Source organism: Streptomyces sp. NPDC028991, assembly GCF_055564775.1.
On record NZ_JBVHVP010000001.1, the window covers coordinates 865874 to 884488 of the forward strand.

General features: G+C 73.3%; 14 protein-coding genes and 1 pseudogene. 3 read left to right on the top strand and 12 right to left on the bottom strand.

The annotated features are described in order from the left end of the window. Positions 1-104 precede the first annotated feature (104 nt). The 4 genes from ACZ4V1_RS03835 to lipB form a co-directional block, all read right to left on the bottom strand. Complete coding sequence (locus ACZ4V1_RS03835) at positions 105-809, bottom strand: DUF4191 domain-containing protein (protein WP_468328765.1); 705 nt, start codon at positions 807-809, stop codon at positions 105-107. Positions 810-891: 82 nt separating this feature from the next. After that, positions 892-1107 (bottom strand): SCO2195 family GlnR-regulated protein, encoded by a 216-nt coding sequence (locus ACZ4V1_RS03840; protein WP_468328768.1) that lies wholly within the window; start codon positions 1105-1107, stop codon positions 892-894. A 232-nt stretch (positions 1108-1339) separates the two neighbouring features. Continuing rightward, positions 1340-2293 carry a lipoyl synthase gene (gene lipA, locus ACZ4V1_RS03845; RefSeq protein ID WP_055416576.1) on the bottom strand — a complete coding sequence of 318 codons (954 nt, stop codon included), beginning with the start codon at positions 2291-2293 and terminating at the stop codon, positions 1340-1342. Positions 2294-2484: 191 nt separating this feature from the next. Then, positions 2485-3285: a lipoyl(octanoyl) transferase LipB gene (lipB, locus tag ACZ4V1_RS03850; RefSeq protein WP_468328771.1), complete on the bottom strand. Its 801-nt coding sequence runs from the start codon at positions 3283-3285 to the stop codon at positions 2485-2487. A gap of 236 nt (positions 3286-3521) precedes the next feature. Between lipB and ACZ4V1_RS03855 the strand changes: the two genes are divergently transcribed. Next, the gene (locus ACZ4V1_RS03855) at positions 3522-4985 is read left to right on the top strand and encodes a regulator (RefSeq protein ID WP_468328774.1); all 1464 of its coding nucleotides are present in this window, start codon (positions 3522-3524) and stop codon (positions 4983-4985) included. Positions 4986-5264: 279 nt separating this feature from the next. Here ACZ4V1_RS03855 and ACZ4V1_RS03860 read toward each other — a convergent pair whose 3' ends face one another. Together ACZ4V1_RS03860 and ACZ4V1_RS03865 are read right to left on the bottom strand one after the other, a co-directional pair. Continuing rightward, positions 5265-6668, bottom strand: a complete 1404-nt coding sequence (locus ACZ4V1_RS03860) for an NAD(P)/FAD-dependent oxidoreductase (protein WP_468328777.1) — start codon at positions 6666-6668, stop codon at positions 5265-5267. A 473-nt stretch (positions 6669-7141) separates the two neighbouring features. Further along, the gene (locus ACZ4V1_RS03865) at positions 7142-8044 is read right to left on the bottom strand and encodes a TIGR01777 family oxidoreductase (RefSeq protein WP_468328780.1); all 903 of its coding nucleotides are present in this window, start codon (positions 8042-8044) and stop codon (positions 7142-7144) included. Between the two features lie 87 nt (positions 8045-8131). Between ACZ4V1_RS03865 and ACZ4V1_RS03870 the strand changes: the two genes are divergently transcribed. Further along, on the top strand, positions 8132-8626 hold the full coding sequence (locus tag ACZ4V1_RS03870) for a GNAT family N-acetyltransferase (RefSeq protein ID WP_468328783.1): 495 nt from the start codon (positions 8132-8134) through the stop codon (positions 8624-8626). Positions 8627-8640: 14 nt separating this feature from the next. Here ACZ4V1_RS03870 and ACZ4V1_RS03875 read toward each other — a convergent pair whose 3' ends face one another. Next, positions 8641-9825, bottom strand: coding sequence for a MarP family serine protease (locus ACZ4V1_RS03875; RefSeq protein ID WP_468328786.1), 1185 nt, complete (start codon positions 9823-9825; stop codon positions 8641-8643). Positions 9826-10120: 295 nt separating this feature from the next. On the opposite strand from ACZ4V1_RS03875, the gene ACZ4V1_RS03880 reads away from it, so the two are divergent. Next, positions 10121-10951, top strand: coding sequence for a peptidoglycan recognition protein family protein (locus ACZ4V1_RS03880; RefSeq protein ID WP_468328789.1), 831 nt, complete (start codon positions 10121-10123; stop codon positions 10949-10951). Between the two features lie 71 nt (positions 10952-11022). Here ACZ4V1_RS03880 and ACZ4V1_RS03885 read toward each other — a convergent pair whose 3' ends face one another. The 5 genes and pseudogenes from ACZ4V1_RS03885 to sucB all read right to left on the bottom strand — a co-directional run bounded on the left by ACZ4V1_RS03885 (position 11023) and on the right by sucB (position 18611). Continuing rightward, positions 11023-11544: a DUF4240 domain-containing protein gene (locus ACZ4V1_RS03885; protein ID WP_468328975.1), complete on the bottom strand. Its 522-nt coding sequence runs from the start codon at positions 11542-11544 to the stop codon at positions 11023-11025. Between the two features lie 245 nt (positions 11545-11789). Beyond that, positions 11790-12767 (bottom strand): annotated as a pseudogene (locus tag ACZ4V1_RS03890) (helix-turn-helix transcriptional regulator); the annotation flags it as partial. A gap of 80 nt (positions 12768-12847) precedes the next feature. Then, positions 12848-15550 (bottom strand): pyruvate dehydrogenase (acetyl-transferring), homodimeric type, encoded by a 2703-nt coding sequence (aceE, locus tag ACZ4V1_RS03895; RefSeq protein WP_468328792.1) that lies wholly within the window; start codon positions 15548-15550, stop codon positions 12848-12850. A gap of 403 nt (positions 15551-15953) precedes the next feature. After that, positions 15954-16577, bottom strand: coding sequence for a GntR family transcriptional regulator (locus tag ACZ4V1_RS03900; protein ID WP_468328795.1), 624 nt, complete (start codon positions 16575-16577; stop codon positions 15954-15956). A gap of 210 nt (positions 16578-16787) precedes the next feature. After that, positions 16788-18611, bottom strand: coding sequence for a 2-oxoglutarate dehydrogenase, E2 component, dihydrolipoamide succinyltransferase (sucB, locus tag ACZ4V1_RS03905; protein WP_468328798.1), 1824 nt, complete (start codon positions 18609-18611; stop codon positions 16788-16790). Positions 18612-18615: the final 4 nt, after the last annotated feature.

Sequence of the window (18615 nt, forward strand, 5' to 3'; positions counted from 1 at the left end):
GTCTCGAGTTCCACGGCGCCGTGTCGGCGCGCTTTACGGCGATGGGGGCGCCCGGATCACTCCGGGCGCCCCCATCGCCGTAAAGGCGTCTCGGTGTCCTACGGTCAGCGCTGCCTGGGGTTGCCGCCCTTGGGCATGCGCATGCCCTTCGGCATCGGGCCCTTGGGCAGCGGCATGTTGCTCATCAGGTCGCCCAGGGCGCGCAGCCGGTCGTTGGTCGCGGTGACCTGCGGGCCGCTCAGGACGCGGGGGAGCTTGAGCATGGTCGTGCGGAGCTTCTTCAGCTCGACCTGGCCTTCGCCGGTGCCCACGAGCAGGTCGTGCACGGGCACGTCGGCGACGATGCGGTTCATCTTCTTCTTCTCGGCCGCGAGCAGCGACTTCACCCGGTTCGGGTTGCCCTCCGCGATCAGCACGATGCCCGCCTTGCCGACCGCGCGGTGCACCACGTCCTGATTGCGGTTCATCGCCACCGCGGGTGTCGTCGTCCAGCCGCGGCCGATGTTGTCCAGCACGGCCGCCGCCGCGCCCGGCTGTCCCTCCATCTGGCCGAAGGCCGCCCGCTCGGCCCGGCGTCCGAAGACGATCGCCGTCGCGAGGAAGGCGAGCAGCACGCCCAGAATGCCTGCGTAGATGGGGTGACCGATCAGGAAACCGATCGCGAGGAGGACACCGAAGACGACGATGCCGACACCCGCGAGTACAAGACCGATCTTCTTGTCGGCCTTGCGGGTCATCTTGTAGGTCAGAGCGATCTGCTTCAGTCGCCCGGGATTCGCAGCGTCCGCTGCAGGTTCCTTCCTCGCCATGGCAGGAAGTCTACGTGCCCCCGAAAGCGCCGACGACGGCAGTGCCCGGCGCGGGGGAGACGGGACGGAGGCCGGAGGGTGATCAGGGTCGGCCGGTGACGGACTGCCGCAGTACGCGCTCCGTCTCGATCCGGTCCTTGGCGCGGCGGCGGTCCTCCAGCACGGAGGTCCAGGCGTTGCGCCGGGCGGTGCGCTGGCCGCCGCTCATCAGCAGCGACTCGACGGCCCGCAGCGCGGTGGTGAACGACGGGATGGCGGTGGCGCGGACGGCGGTGGGACGAACGGGCGCGGGCTGCATCGTGGAGGTCCCCCCTCGGTACGGCTCCGGGTACGGAGACGGGTGTACGTGGCGTGATACCAGGGTCACTGATTGGTGTTACCAGGGCGTGACCCGCCGGTCAAACGGACGTGAAGCCCCGATGCCGCAGGCCGGAACGGCGTCGCGGCCCCGACCGGTGTCCTCATCTGCGAGGACGGTCGGGACCGCGGCGTATCGGCCATTACTGGCGAGTAGTGACTTGTGCGTGAATTCACACGGTGGCGGAGTGACGCTGCTCCATCGCCATCCGGTAAAGCCGTCCGGCCCGGTACGAGGACCGCACCAGCGGGCCCGACATCACGCCGGAGAAACCGATCTGCTCGGCCTCCTGCTGAAGTTCCACGAACTCCTGCGGCTTGACCCAGCGCTCCACGGGGTGGTGGCGCACGGACGGGCGCAGGTACTGCGTGATGGTGATCAGCTCGCAGCCGGCCTCGTGCAGCTGCTTCAGCGCCTCGCTGATCTCCTCACGGGTCTCGCCCATGCCGAGGATCAGGTTCGACTTCGTGACCAGACCGTAGTCGCGGGCCTCGGTGATCACCTTCAGGGAGCGCTCGTAGCGGAAACCGGGACGGATCCGCTTGAAGATCCGGGGCACCGTCTCGACGTTGTGCGCGAAGACCTCGGGGCGGGAGGCGAAGACCTCCTGGAGGAGCTCCGGCACCGCGTTGAAGTCGGGGGCCAGCAGCTCGACCTTGGTGCGGCCGTCCGCGCGCTCCGCCGTCTGCTGGTGGATCTGGCGCACCGTCTCGGCGTACAGCCAGGCGCCGCCGTCCGGCAGGTCGTCACGGGCGACGCCGGTGATGGTGGCGTAGTTCAGGTCCATGGTGACCACGGACTCGCCGACCCGGCGCGGCTCGTCGCGGTCGAGGGCCTCGGGCTTGCCGGTGTCGATCTGGCAGAAGTCGCAGCGCCGCGTGCACTGGTCGCCGCCGATGAGGAAGGTCGCCTCGCGGTCCTCCCAGCACTCGTAGATGTTGGGGCAGCCGGCTTCCTGGCAGACCGTGTGCAGGCCCTCGCTCTTCACGAGGTTCTGCATCTTGGTGTATTCGGGGCCCATTTTCGCCCGGGTCTTGATCCACTCGGGCTTGCGCTCGATGGGGGTCTGGCTGTTGCGGACCTCCAGGCGCAGCATCTTGCGTCCGTCGGGTGCGACTGCGGACACGACCGGCTCCCTAGCGTTTGATTCTTCGGCGTGCCCCAGGGTACGCCCGTTGATTTGTTGGTCGGTGTCGGTGCTGGCCCTGCCGGGGGCTGCCGCCCCCAGGCCCCCGCTTCGGCCTGAACGGCCTGGTCCGCAAACGCCGGACGGGCTGGATTTATGCCCTCCGCCGGAAAGGACCGGACGGGCCGGCCTCAAGCCGCGGGCGTCTTCTCGATCACCCGCGGCTTCAGGTCCGCGTTCTCCAGGACGTCGCGCAGGTGGCGTTCCGCCACCGGCAGGACCTCCTCGATGGTCACGTCGCGGCCGAGCTCGTTCGCCAGGGAGGCGACGCCCGCGTCGCGGATACCGCACGGGATGATCTTGTCGAACCATTTGTTGTCGGGGTTCACGTTCAGGGCGAAGCCGTGCATGGTGACACCCTTGGCCACCCGGATGCCGATGGCAGCGATCTTGCGGTCCTCGCGGCGCTGGCCGGCGTTGGACGGGGCGTAGTCGGGGCCGTTCAGACGGGGGTCGAACTCGTCGTCGGCCAGCCTGGGGTCGAAGTCCAGGGAGAGGCCGCCCAGGGCCGGACGCCGCTCGACCGGATCGCCGAGGACCCAGACCCCGCTGCGCCCCTCGATCCGAGTGGTCTCCAGTCCGAAGTCGGCGCAGGTGCGGATCAGGGCCTCCTCCAGCCGCCGGACGTGCGCCACCACGTCCACCGGACGCGGGAGCTTCTGGATCGGGTAGCCCACCAGCTGGCCCGGGCCGTGCCAGGTGATCTTGCCGCCGCGGTCCACGTCGACGACCGGTGTGCCGTCCAGCGGACGCTCGCTGTCCTCGGTGCGCCGGCCGGCGGTGTAGACCGGTGGGTGTTCGAGGAGCAGCACCGTGTCGGGGACCTCGTCGACGAACCGCGCGGCGTGCACCCGGCGCTGCTCGTCCCACGCCTCCTGGTACTCGACGCTGTCGGCACCGAACCCCATTCGGACGAACCGCAGCTCACTCACGGCAAGTGCCTCCCTGGAAGGTCGTAAGGCACGAACCGTGCCCACGCCACTGTACGACCGTCCGCCCGTCGTCAGCCGGGCGGGCAATCCTCACACGATCGGATGAATGCGGGCCGAAGTGTGCGATCGGGCGCTTACTCTCCGCTACATTCGCGCCGTTCACGAGGCCATAAGGGCTGCTCACAGGCGCTCCGGGCACATCGAACGGCCCGGAAGGCAGGAGACCGCACCGCACCATGACGGAACGACCCGCGCAGCGCACCCCCAACCGCCAGCTCGCCGCGCTCATCGCCGAAGCGGGGTTCTCCAACGCGGGTCTCGCGCGTCGCGTCGACCAGCTCGGACTCGAACACGGCCTGGACCTGAGATACGACAAGACGTCCGTCACCCGGTGGCTGCGCGGCCAGCAGCCCCGCGGCACCACCCCGGCCCTGATCGCCGAGGTCTTCACCCGGCGCCTCGGCCGCCGTCTCACCGCCCAGGACCTCGGCCTGGACGCCTGCGCGCCCGTCTACGCGGGGCTGGAGTTCGCGGCCTCCCCGGACGAGGCCGTCGACATCGTCGGCGGGCTGTGGCGCAAGGACTCCGGCAGTCACGCCGAACTGCGCAAGATCGCCTTCACCCCGGCGGGCCTCGTGGTGCCCAGCCGGGACTGGCTGATCGGCCGCGCCGACGAGAAGGTGGCCCGCGTCGAGGTCCCCGTCCGCATCCCCGCGCAGGGCCGCCCGGCGACCCCCGGAACCCCGGTCCCGCTCACGCCGTCCCGCCGGCGGGTCCCGGCCGAGCGCGGGCCCGGCCAGAAGGTCACCGGCGGCGACCTCGCCGCGCTGCGCTCGGTCGGCGAGCTGTTCCGCAGCCTGGACGACCGGTACGGAGGCGGACACGCCCGCCAGGCCCTCGTGCGGTACCTGGAGCACGAGCTGGAGCCGATGCTGCGCGGCACCTACGGCGAGCAGACCGGCCGCCGGCTGTTCGCCGCCGCCGCCGACCTGACCCGGCTCGCGGGCTGGACGTCGTACGACATCGCCGCGCACGGCCTCGCCCAGCGCTACTTCGTCCAGGCGCTGCGGCTGTCGCAGGCGGCCGGCGACCGGGCGTACGGCTCGTACGTGCTGGTCACCATGAGCCGGCAGGCCGTCTACCTGGGCCACGGACGGGAGGCGGTGCAGCTCGCGCGGGTGGCGCAGCAGGGCGTGGGAACCTCCGCGCCGCCCGTCGTGCAGACGCTGCTGCACGCCGCCGAGGCACGGGCGCACGGCATCCTCGGTGAGGTGCGGGCGTGCACCGCCTCGCTGGTCAGGGCCGAGCGCGCCCTGGAGACCGCCCGGCCCGGTGACGAGGTGCCGCACTGGGCGCGCTTCTTCGACGAGGCGCAGCTCGCCGACGAGTTCGGGCACTGCCACCGCGACCTCCAGCAGTTCCGCGCCGCCGCCCAGTACGCGGAACGCTCACTGCTGCTGCGCGCCCCCGTCTACGCCCGCAGCCGGCTCTTCTGCCGGGTGGTCCTCGCCACCGCCCGCCTCGGCCTCGGCGAACTCGACCAGGCCTGCCAGCTGGCCGCCGAGGCGGCCGGGCAGGCGGCCGAGATGCGGTCGGTGCGCGCGACGGAGTACGTACGCGACTTCGAACGGCGCCTGGAGCCGTACCGGGACGCGGCGCCGGTGCGGGGGTACCGGGACAAGGTGGCGGCCCTGGGATAGCCGAGCGGGGCGCACGCCGCCCCTGGCGGGCTTCCAGGGCCCCGCCTCGGGCGGTGCGCGCCCTCGACGGGCTGCCGGGGCCCGTCCGCCGGACAGGCCCCGGCCCAGGCCCTTCTGACGATTCCCGCCTGCCTCGCGCCATCCCGCACGCACTCTCGACCGCACCGGGCGCAGGACCGGGCACATCCGGTACGAGGCGCTACGCCCGGCACGCCGAGAACACTCGTCTGACGCCGCGAGGCCGCCCTCCGGGCGACGACGGGAGTCGTCAGCCAGGCCCTAGGCGGCGCGGGCCGTGGGCATGGGTTCCGCGGAGTGCATCGGACGGCCCGCTCCCAGGTCCGTCAGGATCGCCGCCGACGCCCGGTGGCCCGAGTGCAGCGCGCCCTGGACGGTGCTGGTGTCGCGGTGGTCGCCGCACACGTACAGGCCGGCCAGCAGCCGCACCGGCCTGCGCAGGTCGTGCGGTGCGCGCATCGCGGGCACCGCCTCGGGCACGTGGTGCACGGCGAGGGTCTCCCAGCGGGTGGTCGGGGTGCCGTAGAGGCGGGACAGATGGATGCGCACGGCGGTGTCGACGTCGGGCGGGGGAGGGCCGAGGACCGTCGACGAGACGAGGGCGCGTCCGGCCGGCGCGCGGGACGGGTCCACGTGGCTGACCACCGCGGTGTGGGCGACCGGGCCGCCGCGGTCCGCGTCCAGCAGCAGGGAGGCGCCGGTCGTCGGGGGTTCGTCCGTCGTGTGGTGCACGACCGTCACCGGGTGGAAGTCCGGCACCCTGAGGCCCGGCAGCAACTCGGCCGCGGCGCGGGCGTCGGTCGCCACCAGGACGGCCCGGCAGCGGATGACGCCGTGCTCCGCGGTGGTCACGGCGTTGGTGGCGACCGAGGTGACCCGGACGCCGGTGCGCACGGTGCCGGCCGGCAGCGCCCGTGCCAGCAGCTCCGGCAGCGCCTCGGCGCCGCCCTCGGGCAGCACGAGCCGTCCGCCGGCGAAGGCGCGCAGCGCGAGGTCGGCGCACCGGCTGGAGGTCGTGAGGTCCGGGTCGCACAGCAGGGTGGCGAGCAGCGGGCGCAGGAAGCCGTCGATCGTGCGGGCCGGCAGCCCCCGGACCGCCAGCGCCTGCGCCGCGGGCAGTTCCGGTCGGGCCAGCAGCCGTTCGACCGGGGTGCTCGCCAGGCGGGTCAGCGCGGCGCCGAGCCTGGCCTGGTCGACGGCCGTGCCCAGCGGGGCCCCCGCCCGGGTGCGGGGGGCGGCGGCGGGCCTGCCGGACGTCCGGGGCGCGCCGGCCGGGCGCCGAGGCGCGGGCACCGACCGAGGGGCGCTCGCGAGGGCGCGCACCGCATGGAGTGCGCCCCTTGCGCCCCGTGCGCCCGCCGGGGCGCCCGCGCGGTGGTGACGGCCCTCGCTGTGCAGCAGGACGCCGGGGTCGAAGGGGAGCAGCGCGAGGCCGTCGAGCCCGGCGGCGTGGCGCAGTTCGGAATACGCAGTGGACAGCGGCTGTCCGATTCTGTCGAGCCGGAAGCCGTCGACCTTCTCGGTCGCCATCCGGCCGCCCACGCCATGGGCGGCCTCCAGGACCGTGGTCGTCACTCCTGCGCTGGTCAGCCGATGCGCCGCGGCGAGTCCGGCGATCCCGGCCCCCACGACGACGACGTCCGCCTGGTACGCGGGCTCAAGCACGTGCCCCTCCTCGAGGTTGCGCGGCCGCTGGAGACGTCATGCCCCCAACCGGCTTGAGGGATACCCGAGTTCGAGTCGAGGTTAGGGCCGGAAACGGTCAGGGGGAGTCGCACGGAGCCAGGGCACGGTCGCACGGCGGTCGCATACGGGTGCGGTACGGCCACCATGCGGTCGCCACGAGGCGGCACGAGGCCGGCACGAGGCCGGCGCCGGGTTTGGCATGCGGTCGGCACGAGCCTGGCGCCAGGTCGGCGTGCGGTCGGCGCGAGGTCGGCGTGCGGTCCGCGCGAGGTCGGCGTGCGGTCGGCACGAGGTCGGCACGAGCCTGGCACCAGGTCGGCACGAGGCCGGCACGCGGTCAGGAGGAGTCGGATGCGCGGGGGGTCCGTCCCACAGACGGCGGCGGAAGAAGCCCCGGCGTCTCCCACCACCGGCATGCCGCCCACCGCCCCGCCCACCGCCCCGCCCTCACCTCACAACGCCGCCCGGATCGCCCCGTCGATCTCCGGGAACGCGAAGCGGAAGCCCGAATCCAGCAGGCGGGCCGGGAGGATCCGGGCGCTGCCCAGGACGTCACCGGCCAGCTCGCCGAGCACGGCCCGCAGGACCGGGGCGGGCACCGCGAAGGGGGCCGGGCGGTGCAGCACGCGCCCCATGGCCGCGGTGACCTCACGGTTCGTCAGCGGGTGCGGGGCGGTCAGGTTGAAGGGGCCGGAGAGGTCCTCGCGCTCCAGAAGGTGCCGGATGGCCGCCACTTCGTCGTGCAGTGCCACGAAGGACCAGTACTGGGAGCCGTCGCCCAGCCGTCCGCCGAGCCCCGCCCTGAAGAGCGGGAAGAGCCGTCCCCACGCCCCGCCCCGCCGGGCGACGACCAGCCCGGTCCGCACGAACACCGTCCGTACGCCCGCCTCCCGCGCGGGGGCCGCGGCGGCCTCCCACTCCAGACACAGGGACGGCAGGAAACCCTCGCCCGCGGGCGCGCTCTCGTCGACGGCCCGGTCACCGGTCTCCCCGTAGAAGCCGATCGCGCTGCCGTTCACGAAGACCCGCGGACGCCGCTCCAGCGAGGCGACGGCCTCCGCGAGCGCCGTCGTGCCGTGCACCCGGCTGCTGCGGATGCGTGTCTTGTACGCGTCGGTCCAGCGGCGGTCGCCCACCCCGGCCCCGGCCAGATTGACCACGGCGTCGCATCCGTCGAGCCCGGCCGCGTCCACGCGTCCTGCCTCGGGATCCCACCGGACCTCGTCCGCGTCCCGGGGGGCGTGCCGTACCAGGCGTACCACGTCGTGTCCGTCCGCGGTCAGGGACCGCACCAGCGCGCCGCCGATGAGACCGGACGCGCCGGCCACCGCGACACGGGAACGTCCCCTGTCCATGCGTCCATCGTCCATGCGCCCATCCTGCCGCGTGACCCAGGGAAAATGCCGGACCGGCTCCCGGTTCCCCGCCGTACAGTGATCGTCATGCCAGCCCCGCACATACGCCACGCCAGGTCCGAGGACGAGCAGCCGCTGCGCCGGCTCGACCGGGAGACCTGGTCCTACCTGCACGCCGTCTCACCCCCGCCGGGACCGGACGACCCCTTCTTCCGCGAGACGTCGGGCCCCGCCGACCACCTGGTCGCCGAACTCGACGGCGCCGTCGTCGGCTACGTCCGCCTCGGCTTCCCCACGCCCCTGGCCTCCAACGCCCACGTACGCCAGATCCGCGGCCTCGCCGTCGCCGACGCGGCCCGTGGCAACGGCGTCGGCCGTGCCCTCGTCCGGGCCGCCGTCGAGGAGGCCCGGAGCCTGGGGGCCCGGCGCCTCACCCTGCGCGTCCTCGGCCACAACACCGCGGCCCGGGGGCTCTACGAGTCCGAGGGCTTCGTCGTCGAGGGAGTGCAGCCGGAGGAGTTCCACCTCGACGGCGGTTACGTCGACGACGTGCTGATGGGGCGGTCGCTGACCCGTCCCTGAACCGTCCCTGACGCTCACGACGTGACCGGCTCGCCCGTGTCCACCGCCTCCGTCGCGTCCGCCGCGCGCCGCGCCTCGTCGGCCACCTCGTCCGCCGTCAGCACGTAACCGGTCCGGTCGTCGGAAGTGGAGCGGGCGAAGACCACGCCGTACACCCGGCCGTCGGTGGTCAGCAGCGGTCCGCCCGAGTTGCCGGGGCGGACCGTGGAGCGGATCGAGTAGATCTCCCGGGTGACGTTCGCGTCGCTGTAGATGTTCTGCCCGGTCGCCCGTATCCGGTTCGCCACCGTCGCCGCGCGCAGATCCAGGTCACCGTCCTGCGGGTAGCCCGCGACCACCGCGGGGTCGCCGCGCTCGGCGTCGTCGTCGAACCGCAGGACGGGTGCGGCCAGGTCCGGGACGTACAGCACGGCCACGTCCTCGCCCGGGTCGAACAGCACCACCCGCGCCTCGTACGACGGCCCCACCCCGCCGACCCGCACGGTCGGATCGTCGATGCCGGCCACCACGTGGGCGTTGGTCATCACGTGCTCCGGCGCGTAGACGAAGCCGCTGCCCTCCCGGCCCTGGCTGCCGGTGACACCCTCGACCTTGACGGTGCTGAGTTTGGCCGCGTTGGTGGCGGCCGCCGTGACGCTGTCGCCGGAGGGGTCGGCGACCTCGGCGGTCGACTCGTTCTCGAAGGGGTTGAAGACCTGTGGGAACCCCGCCTCGGCCAACGCGGACGTCGCCCCCGAGAACCACCCCGGAGTGGTGTCCGGCATCGCCCGCTGCACCGCGCCCAGCACCGTCGAGTCCCGGATCGCCGAGGTCAGCAGCGAGGACGAGGACGCCGCCAGGACGCTCGCCGCCACCCACGCCACGACCAGCGCGGCCGCGGCGTTGGCCACCGCCCCGCCGGCCCCGTCGGCCACCCTGAGCGGCCCGGCCTCCAGTTCCCGGCGCAGCCGCAGTGCCGGGCGTCCCGCCAGCTCGTGGCCGGCCACCGCCGGCAGCAGTACCGTCACCACGGCGGTCACCGTCGCCGCCGTCGTCCCCGGCGCCACCAGATCCATCACCCATGGCAGGATCCACACGCCGAGCGCCGCACCGCCCACGAAACCGGCCAGCGAGACACAGCCGGCCACCAGGCCGCGCCGGTAGCCGGACGCCGCGTAGACCAGCACCACCAGGACCAGCAGGATGTCGAGCAGGTCCACACGAGCCGCCTTTCTGTCCGGACCCCCCGCGAACGCCGGGACCCTGAATACGTGCCGGACGGTCCCGGTGATCAGCGTGCGACGCGCGGCTGTCCGAAGACGGCCACCCGTGCGCGTCGGCGAGTGCGCGAGTGGGGGGAGGGGGAGTCGGGGGGAGTCGGGGGGAGGGGGGTGAGTGCGCGTGAGTGCGAGTGCGAGTGCGATCAACCGGAAAACGTCGTGGACCGGGACGATGGTTCCACCGGGTGGCACAGCACACATCGCGGACGGACCGGATCGGCCGGACAGTGGGACCATGCGTGTCTTCCGAGGACCGCGCGAGGCCCGGGAGCGGCGCGCGGTTCCCATACCGGGCGCGACCCGCATACGGGGCGTCGCCCGCACGCCGGGCGCGGTACGGGTGCTGCTCGGCTGCCTGCCCGGCCTGGCCGCCGTGGCCGCGCTGGCGCTGTGCGCGAGCGGGGTGGAACGGGCGGCGACCCACGCCCGGCCGGCCGCCGCCGACCGGCACACCGCACCCCGGCCGCCCGTCGTGCCCCGCTCCGTCTGGCTGGGCGACGCCGCCCGCGCGCAGCCGTCCCCGCGCTACGACGACAAGATCCTCGCCGTCTTCGTCCACCACACGGACACGCCCAACGGCTACGACTGCGCCGACGTGCCGGCCATCCTCCGCGGCGTCTACACCGGCCAGACCGGCGCCCGGGACTGGGACGACATCGGATACAACTTCGTCGTCGACCGCTGCGGCACCGTCTACGAGGGGCGCGCGGGCGGTATCGACCGGCCCGTCACCGGCGCCCACACCCAGGGCTTCAATCACCGCACCACCGGGATCGCCGCCCTCGGCACCTTCACCGCGGGCGTGCCCGTGCCCGACGCGCTGACCGACGCGATCGCGGCGCTGGCCGCCTGGAAGCTCGGCCCCACCGACACCGACCCGCGCGGAAAGGCCAGCCTGGTCTCCAGCAACGGCCTCAGCCGGTACGCCGTCGGCGCCACCGCCACCCTGCCCGCCGTCGCGGGTCACGACGAGGGGTACCAGACCAGCTGCCCGGGCGCGGCCCTCACCGCCCGCCTCCCGGACATCAGGCAGGAGGCGGCCCGGCTCCAGGGCCGGCCCGGCTGACACCACACCCCCACCGCCCCACAGGGCGGAGCCGAGCGGGCGAGGGCCGGAACCAGGCCGTACGCGGGCCGTCAGTCCCGGCCGAACCGCTCCCACAGGCGCGGGAACCGCGCGGCGACGGCCCGGTCGTCCTCCAGGTCGATCGGGGCGCCCAGCGGCTCCGCGGGGGCCGGCGCGATGCCGAGATCGGGGGCGACGGTGCCGGTGAGCTGCTCGTAGGCCTCGTCGGCCGCGTAGCCGAGCTCCTCGCCGTCGCCGTCCAGCTCCTCGTCGAAGTCGTCCAGCAGCTCGGCGAGCGAGTCGGGATCGTGCACCGCGCCCTCGTACACCTCGCGGCCCTGGCCGATCAGCCAGCACCGGAAGTAGTCGAAGGCGTCGTCGCTCGCCCCGCCGAGCAGCACCCACGCGGCGCCCCACAGGTCCCAGGTGCAGGCGCGGTTGTAGCGGGCCTCGAAGTGGCGGGCGAAGTCGAGCACCAGGTCCGGGTCCATGCCGAGGAGCCGCTCCACGAGCAGGTCGGCCTGGTCCTCGGGGTCGCCGTCGGCACCCTGCCGGGTGGCGTCGATCAGCTCCCAGAACTCCGTCTCGTCCATCACGGGTCCAGCATCGGTCCTGGAGGGGCGCTACGCACGTGGAGTGCGGCGGATCGTTATGTGCCGTCCCGGTCCGCGGTGCCGTCCGTCCCGTCTCCGCCCATCCCCGCCCCGTCCGTCCCGTCTCCGCCCATCCCCGCCCCGTCCGTCCCGTCGCCGTCGCTTCCGCCCCCGTCGCTTCCGCCCCCGTCCCTTCCGTCGCCGTCCCTCCCGGTTCGGCTCAGCCCCTCCTCGCCCGCCCCGCCGCCGTACAACCCGGCCAGCCGCCGTGCGTCCCGCGCGAACCGCTCCCGCAGTGTCCGTGGCGCCAGCACCTCCGCCTCCGGCCCGAGCCCCGTGAGCTGCGTGTGCGCGACCTCCTCGGACTCCACGGGCAGCGTCACCGTCACCCACCCGTCCGCGTCCGGCGCACCGGCGGCCTCGAGCGCTTCCCGGGCGGACAGCGCGGCGACGGCGTACGGCAGCCCCCGCACCCCCCGTGCCGACAGCCGCACCACGATCTCCGCCCGCAGGATCGACCTGGCGAACTGCTCGGCCCGCTCCGCCCAGAACGCGGGCAGGTCGAAGGAGTCGTCCCGCGCGAAGCGCTCCTCACCCGCCGCCACCGCCGTGAACCGGTCGATGCGGTACACCCGGAAGGCCCCACCGCCCGCCTCCCGCGCGACCCTCGCGCACAGGTACCAGACCCCCGCCTTCAGGACGAGCCCGTACGGCTCCAGCTCCCGGACGACCTCCTTCTCCCCGCGCCGGTAGCCCGCGGTGACGGTCCGGTCGTCCCAGACCGCGTCCGCGACCGCCGGCAGCAGCCCGGGCGTCTCCGGTTCCCGGAACCAGTTGGGCGCGTCCAGGTGGAACCGTTGCGCGGCCGTACGGGAGGCGTCCCGCAGGGAGGGCAGCAGTGCCGCCGACACCTTCAGGCGGGCCGCCGACGCCGCGTCCTGAAGACCCATCTCGCGCAGCGCCCCCGGCACCCCGGACAGGAACAGCGCCTCGGCCTCGCCCCGGGCCAGTCCGGTCAGCCGGGTGCGGTACCCGCCGATCAGCCGGTAACCACCGGCCCGGCCCCGCTCCGCGTACACCGGCACGCCCGCCTCCGACAGCGCCTGCGCGTCCCGCGTCACGGTCCGCTCCGACACCTCCAGCTCCCGGGCCAGCTCGGTCGCGGTCATCGAGGGGCGGGACTGGAGGAGCAGCACCATCTTGATGAGGCGGGCAGCACGCATGCCCACATGATGCAGGAGAACGCGGGAGGCCCCCGCCGCGGCGGGGGCCTCCTCACTTCGTACCGGTCGTCCCGGCCCGCTTACAGGCCGTAGCGCTCGCGCGCCTCCTTCACGGCCGTCGCCTTGACCTCGCCGCGCTTGGCCAGCTGGGCCAGGGCCGCGACCACGATCGACTCGGCGTCGACGCCGAAGTGACGGCGGGCGGCCTCACGGGTGTCCGACAGGCCGAAGCCGTCGGCGCCCAGCGAGGACCAGTCCTGCTCGACCCACTGCGCGATCTGGTCCGGGACCTGGCGCATGTAGTCGGAGACCGCGAGGACCGGGCCCTCGGCGCCCTGGAGCGCCTGACGGACGTACGGCACCCGCTCCTCGCCCCGCAGCAGCGCCGCGTCGGCCTCCATCGCGTCCCGGCGCAGCTCCGTCCAGGAGGTCGCGGACCACACGTCGGCGGACACGCCCCACTCCTCGGCGAGCAGTCGCTGCGCCTTGAGCGCCCAGTGGATCGCCGTGCCGGAGCCCAGCAGCTGGATGCGCGGGGCGTTCGCGGCCGCGGTCAGGCCGGCGGACTCCGCCGTGTTGAAGCGGTACAGGCCCTTGACGATGCCCTCGTCCACACCGGCGCCGGACGGTTTGGCCGGCTGCGGCATCGGCTCGTTGTAGACGGTCAGGTAGTAGAAGACGTTCGGGTCCTCGTCCGGGGCCGCCTCGCCGAACATCCGGCGCAGACCGTCCTTGACGACGGCCGCCACCTCGTAGGCGAACGCCGGGTCGTACGTCAGTGCCGCCGGGTTGGTCGCCGCGATCGCGGGGGAGTGGCCGTCCGCGTGCTGGAGGCCCTCACCGGTCAGCGTGGTCCGGCCGGCCGTGGCGCCGACCAGGAAGCCGCGGCCGAGCTGGTCGCCGAGCTGCCACATCTGGTCGGCCGTGCGCTGCCAGCCGAACATCGAGTAGAAGATGTAGAACGGGATCATCGTCTCGCCGTGCGTCGCGTACGACGTCGAGGCGGCGATGAAGTCGGCCATCGAACCGGCCTCGGTGATCCCCTCGTTGAGGATCTGGCCGTTCTCGGCCTCCTTGTAGTACATGAGCTGGTCGCGGTCGACCGGCTCGTACGTCTGGCCCTTGGGCGAGTAGATGCCCAGGGACGGGAAGAGGCTCTCCATGCCGAAGGTGCGCGCCTCGTCGGGGACGATCGGCACCCAGCGCTTGCCGGTCTCCTTGTCGCGGACCAGGTCCTTGACCAGGCGGACGAAGGCCATCGTGGTGGCCACGCTCTGCGAGCCGGAGCCCTTGTCGAAGGACGCGAACGCCTTCTCGGCGGGCGCGGGCAGCGGCGCGACCGGGTGCACGCGGCGGGCCGGGGCGGGACCGCCGAGGGCGGCACGGCGCTCCTGGAGGTAGCGGACCTCGGGGGAGTCGGCGCCCGGGTGCCCGTAGGGGACCACGCCGTCGGTGAAGTCGCTGTCCTTGATCGGCAGGCCGAGCAGGTCGCGCATGTCCTTGAACTCGTCCACCGAGAGCTTCTTCATCTGGTGGTTGGCGTTCTTGGACGCGAAGCCCTTGCCGAGGGTGTGGCCCTTGACCGTCTGGGCCAGGATCACGGTCGGCGCGCCCTTGTGGGCGAGCGCGGCCCGGTAGGCGGCGTAGACCTTGCGGGACTCGTGGCCGCCGCGCGAGTAGTGGAAGCACTCGAGGATCTTGTCGTCGCTCAGCAGCTTCGCCATCTCGGCGAGGGCCGGGTCCTTGCCGAAGAATTCCTCGCGGATGTAGGCGGCGTCGCGCGTCTGGTACGTCTGCACCTGCGCGTCCGGTACCTCGCGCAGGCGGCGTACGAGCGCACCCGTGGTGTCGAGCTGGAACAGCTCGTCCCACGCCGTGCCCCACAGCGACTTCACGACGTTCCAGCCGGCGCCGCGGAACTGCGCCTCCAGCTCCTGCACGATCTTGAAGTTGGCGCGGACCGGACCGTCGAGGCGCTGCAGGTTGCAGTTGATGACGAAGGTCAGGTTGTCCAGGCCCTCGCGGGAGGCGAGGGTGAGCGCGGTGGTGGACTCGGGCTCGTCCATCTCGCCGTCGCCGAGGAACGCCCACACGTGGGAGCCGGTCAGGTCCTTGATGCCGCGGCTGGTCAGGTAGCGGTTGAAGCGCGCCTGGTAGATCGCGGAGATCGGGCCGAGGCCCATGGAGACGGTGGGGAACTCCCACAGCCAGGGCAGGCGGCGCGGGTGCGGGTAGGACGGCAGGCCGTTGCCGCCGGACTCGCGGCGGAAGTTGTCGAGGTGGTCCTCGCTGAGCCGGCCGTCGAGGAAGGCGCGGGCGTAGATGCCGGGAGAGGCGTGGCCCTGGATGTAGAGCTGGTCGCCGGAGCCGTCACCCTCCTTGCCCTTGAAGAAGTGGTTGAAGCCGGTCTCGTACAGCCAGGCCGCGGAGGCGAAGGTGGCGATGTGGCCGCCGACGCCGTGCTTGCTGCCGCGGGTCACCATGGCCGCCGCGTTCCAGCGGTTCCAGGCGGTGATCCGCTGCTCCATCGCCTCGTCGCCGTCCACGGCGGGCTCGTCGGCGGTCGGGATGGAGTTGACGTAGTCCGTCTCGAGGAGCTTCGGCAGTGCGATGCCGGCGCCCTCGGCGCGCTCCAGTGTGCGGCGCATCAGGTACGCGGCACGGTGCGGCCCGGCCGCCTTGGTGACGGCGTCCAGGGAGGCCCGCCACTCGGCGGTCTCCTCGGGGTCGCGGTCCGGGAGCTGGTCGAGCTCGCTCGGCTGGATGGCTTTGGGGTCGGTCATGTCGCCGCCTTCCTCAGTCGAAGGGGGTTCCCTCATCGTCAAGGGTTCGGGGGTGCCCTAGGTCTTTGGCAGGACAGGGCTGGGCTCTGGTGGAAGCCCGTCGGAGACTGTAACTCCCTGATCGATGATCGATCAAAGGGTTGAGAGGCAAAACCTCTCGATTTCGAGAAAGTCGGCACGCGGTGCCTCCGGCGGTGGCACGCGGTGACCTTGTCGTTCGGGTTTGCGCAGGTGAGATGGGGTGGGCGCGGATGAGCTCGGGGGGATCGGTGGTAGGGCGGCCGCGGGTCTGCCGTGGCTGCTCGCGCGGTTTTCCGCGCCGTGAAGGGCACGGGAAACCGCCCGATTCGGGGGTCCGGCGGCGGAGCTCCCAGGGGCGGGTCGAGGCGGCGGGGGCGAAAGACTAGGCCCTGGGGGCGCAGCCGAGGACATGGGCCTTCACGATCTCCGGAATACGCGGGTCGCGGCGGCGGAAGGCGGCCACCAGCTCGTCGTGCTCCTCCGCGTACGACTGCTGCACCGTCCCCAGCCACCGTATCGACAGCGCCGTGAACACCTCGATGCCCAGCCCCTCCCAGGTGTGCAGCAGCACCGAGTTGCCGGCCGCCCGTACCAGCTCCCGGTGGAAGCCCACCGTGTGCCGCACCTGGGCCGTCCCGTCGGACACCCGGTCGGCCTCGTACAGCGCGGCGACGTGCGGTTCCAGGGCCGAGCAGTCCTCGGCGAGCCGGTCCGCCGCCAGCTCCGCCGCGATCGCCTCCAGACCGGCCCGGACCGGGTAGCTCTCCTCCAGGTCGGCGGCGGTCAGATTGCGTACGCGTACGCCCTTGTTCGGCGCCGACTCGATCAGCCGCAGCGACTCCAGCTCCCGCAGCGCTTCCCGCACCGGCGTCTGGCTGACCTCCAGCTCGGTGGCGATCCGGCGCTCCACGATCCGCTCGCCCGGCTGCCAGCGTCCGCTGATGATCCCTTCCAGGATGTGCTCGCGGATCTGTTCGCGCAGCGAGTGGACGACGGGCGCGGTCATGAGAGCTCCTTCGGGAGAGGGCCCTTCCGGCCCCCTGGGGCGACTGACGTGGAGAAACAATACGGCCGTCACCGCGGGCGGGGAGGGCGCACGGGGGCGCTTTCACGCAGGTGAGACGAGACTTACACGACGGATACGGCCCGCACATGACGGTGCCCCCGCCCGGGAAGCTCCGGGCGGGGGCACCGTACAGGCCCACTGGCGGGAGGGTTACAGGCCGAGCTCGACCTCGAACTCGCCCGCCTCCAGGATCGCCTTGACCGCCGTCAGGTAGCGGGCGGCGTCGGCGCCGTCCACCAGGCGGTGGTCGTAGGACAGGGTCAGGTACGTCATGTCGCGGACGCCGATGACCGGACCGTCCTCCGTCTCGATGACGGCCGGGCGCTTGACCGTGGCGCCGATGCCGAGGATGGCGACCTGGCCCGGCGGCACGATGATCGTGTCGAACAGCGCGCCGCGCGAACCGGTGTTGCTGATGGTGAAGGTCGCACCCGCCAGCTCGTCCGGGCTGATCTTGCTGGCCCGGACCTTGCCCGCCAGGTCGGCGGTCGCCTTGGCGATACCGGCCAGGTTGAGGTCACCGGCGTTCTTGATGACCGGGGTCATCAGGCCCTTCTCGGAGTCCACCGCGATACCGACGTTCTCGGTGTCGAAGTAGGTGATGGTCCCCTCGGCCTCGTTGATCTTGGCGTTGACCGGCGCGTGCGCCTTCAGCGCCTGGGCCGCGGCCTTGACGAAGAACGGCATCGGCGAGAGCTTGACGCCCTCACGCGCCGCGAACGCGTCCTTGGCGCGGGCGCGCAGCTTCATCAGGCGGGTGACGTCGACCTCGACGACCGACGACAGCTGGGCCTGCTCGTGCAGCGCCTTGACCATGTTGTCGCCGATGACCTTGCGGATGCGCGGCATCTTCACGGTCTGGCCGCGCAGCGGGGAGGCCTCCAGGGTGGGGGCCTTCTTCGCGGCGGGCGCGGCGGCAGCGGCGGCCGGCGCCGGAGCGGCTGCCTTCGCGGCCTCGGCGGCGGCGACGACGTCCTGCTTGCGGATGCGGCCGCCGACGCCGGTGCCCTTGACGGTGGACAGGTCGACGCCGTTCTCGGCGGCGAGCTTGCGCACCAGCGGGGTGACGTAGGCGCCGTCGTCCACCGGCTGGGCGGCGGCCGGGGCGGCCGGAGCGGCGGCCGGGGCCGGCGCGGGCGCCGGGGCGGCCGGAGCCGGGTCGGGCGCCGGAGTGGCCTGCTGCTGCGGAGCCGGGGCCGAGGGGGCCTGCGGAGCCGGAGCGGCGGGGGCCTGCTGGGCCGGGGCGGCCTGCTGCGGGGCCGGGGCCTGGGCGGGCTCGGGCTGCGCGGGGGCGGCCGGAGCCTCCTGGGCCGGGGCGGGGGCCGGAGCGGCACCCGCCTCGCCGATGACGGCCAGCTTGGCGCCGACCTCGGCGGTCTCGTCCTCGCCGACCACGATCTCCAGCAGGGTGCCGGAGGCGGGAGCCGGGATCTCGGTGTCGACCTTGTCGGTGGACACCTCGAGCAGCGGCTCGTCGGCCTCGACGCTGTCACCGACCGACTTCAGCCAGCGGGTGACGGTGCCCTCGGTGACGGACTCGCCGAGCGCGGGCAGGACCACGTCCGTGCCCTCGGCGGCGCCGCCGCCCGCGGAGGCCTCGGCGGTGGGAGCGGGCGCCGGGGCGGCCTGCTCGGTGGAGGGGGCGGCCGGGGCCGGCTCGGGGGCCGGCTCGGCGACCTGCTCGGCCTGCGGGGCCTGCTCGGCGGCCGGGGCCTGCTCGGCGGCCGGGGCGCCGGTGCCGTCGTCGATCAGCGCCAGCTCGGCGCCGACCTCGACGGTCTCGTCCTCGGCCACCTTGATGGAGGACAGCACGCCGGAGGCGGGGGCCGGGATCTCGGTGTCGACCTTGTCGGTCGAGACCTCGAGCAGCGGCTCGTCGGCCTCGACGCGTTCACCCTCGGCCTTCAGCCAACGGGTGACGGTGCCCTCGGTGACGCTCTCGCCGAGCGCCGGAAGGGTTACGGAAACCGCCATGGTT

Bases quoted from the DNA above. Each gene is read 5' to 3' on its own strand.
- ACZ4V1_RS03835 (WP_468328765.1), bottom strand. From the start codon at position 809: ATGGCGAGGAAGGAACCTGCAGCGGACGCTGCGAATCCCGGGCGACTG.
- ACZ4V1_RS03840 (WP_468328768.1), bottom strand. From the start codon at position 1,107: ATGCAGCCCGCGCCCGTTCGTCCCACCGCCGTCCGCGCCACCGCCATC.
- ACZ4V1_RS03855 (WP_468328774.1), top strand. From the start codon at position 3,522: ATGACGGAACGACCCGCGCAGCGCACCCCCAACCGCCAGCTCGCCGCG.
- ACZ4V1_RS03865 (WP_468328780.1), bottom strand. From the start codon at position 8,044: ATGGACAGGGGACGTTCCCGTGTCGCGGTGGCCGGCGCGTCCGGTCTC.
- ACZ4V1_RS03870 (WP_468328783.1), top strand. From the start codon at position 8,132: ATGCCAGCCCCGCACATACGCCACGCCAGGTCCGAGGACGAGCAGCCG.
- ACZ4V1_RS03880 (WP_468328789.1), top strand. From the start codon at position 10,121: ATGCGTGTCTTCCGAGGACCGCGCGAGGCCCGGGAGCGGCGCGCGGTT.
- ACZ4V1_RS03885 (WP_468328975.1), bottom strand. From the start codon at position 11,544: ATGGACGAGACGGAGTTCTGGGAGCTGATCGACGCCACCCGGCAGGGT.
- aceE (WP_468328792.1), bottom strand. From the start codon at position 15,550: ATGACCGACCCCAAAGCCATCCAGCCGAGCGAGCTCGACCAGCTCCCG.
- ACZ4V1_RS03900 (WP_468328795.1), bottom strand. From the start codon at position 16,577: ATGACCGCGCCCGTCGTCCACTCGCTGCGCGAACAGATCCGCGAGCAC.
- sucB (WP_468328798.1), bottom strand. From the start codon at position 18,611: ATGGCGGTTTCCGTAACCCTTCCGGCGCTCGGCGAGAGCGTCACCGAG.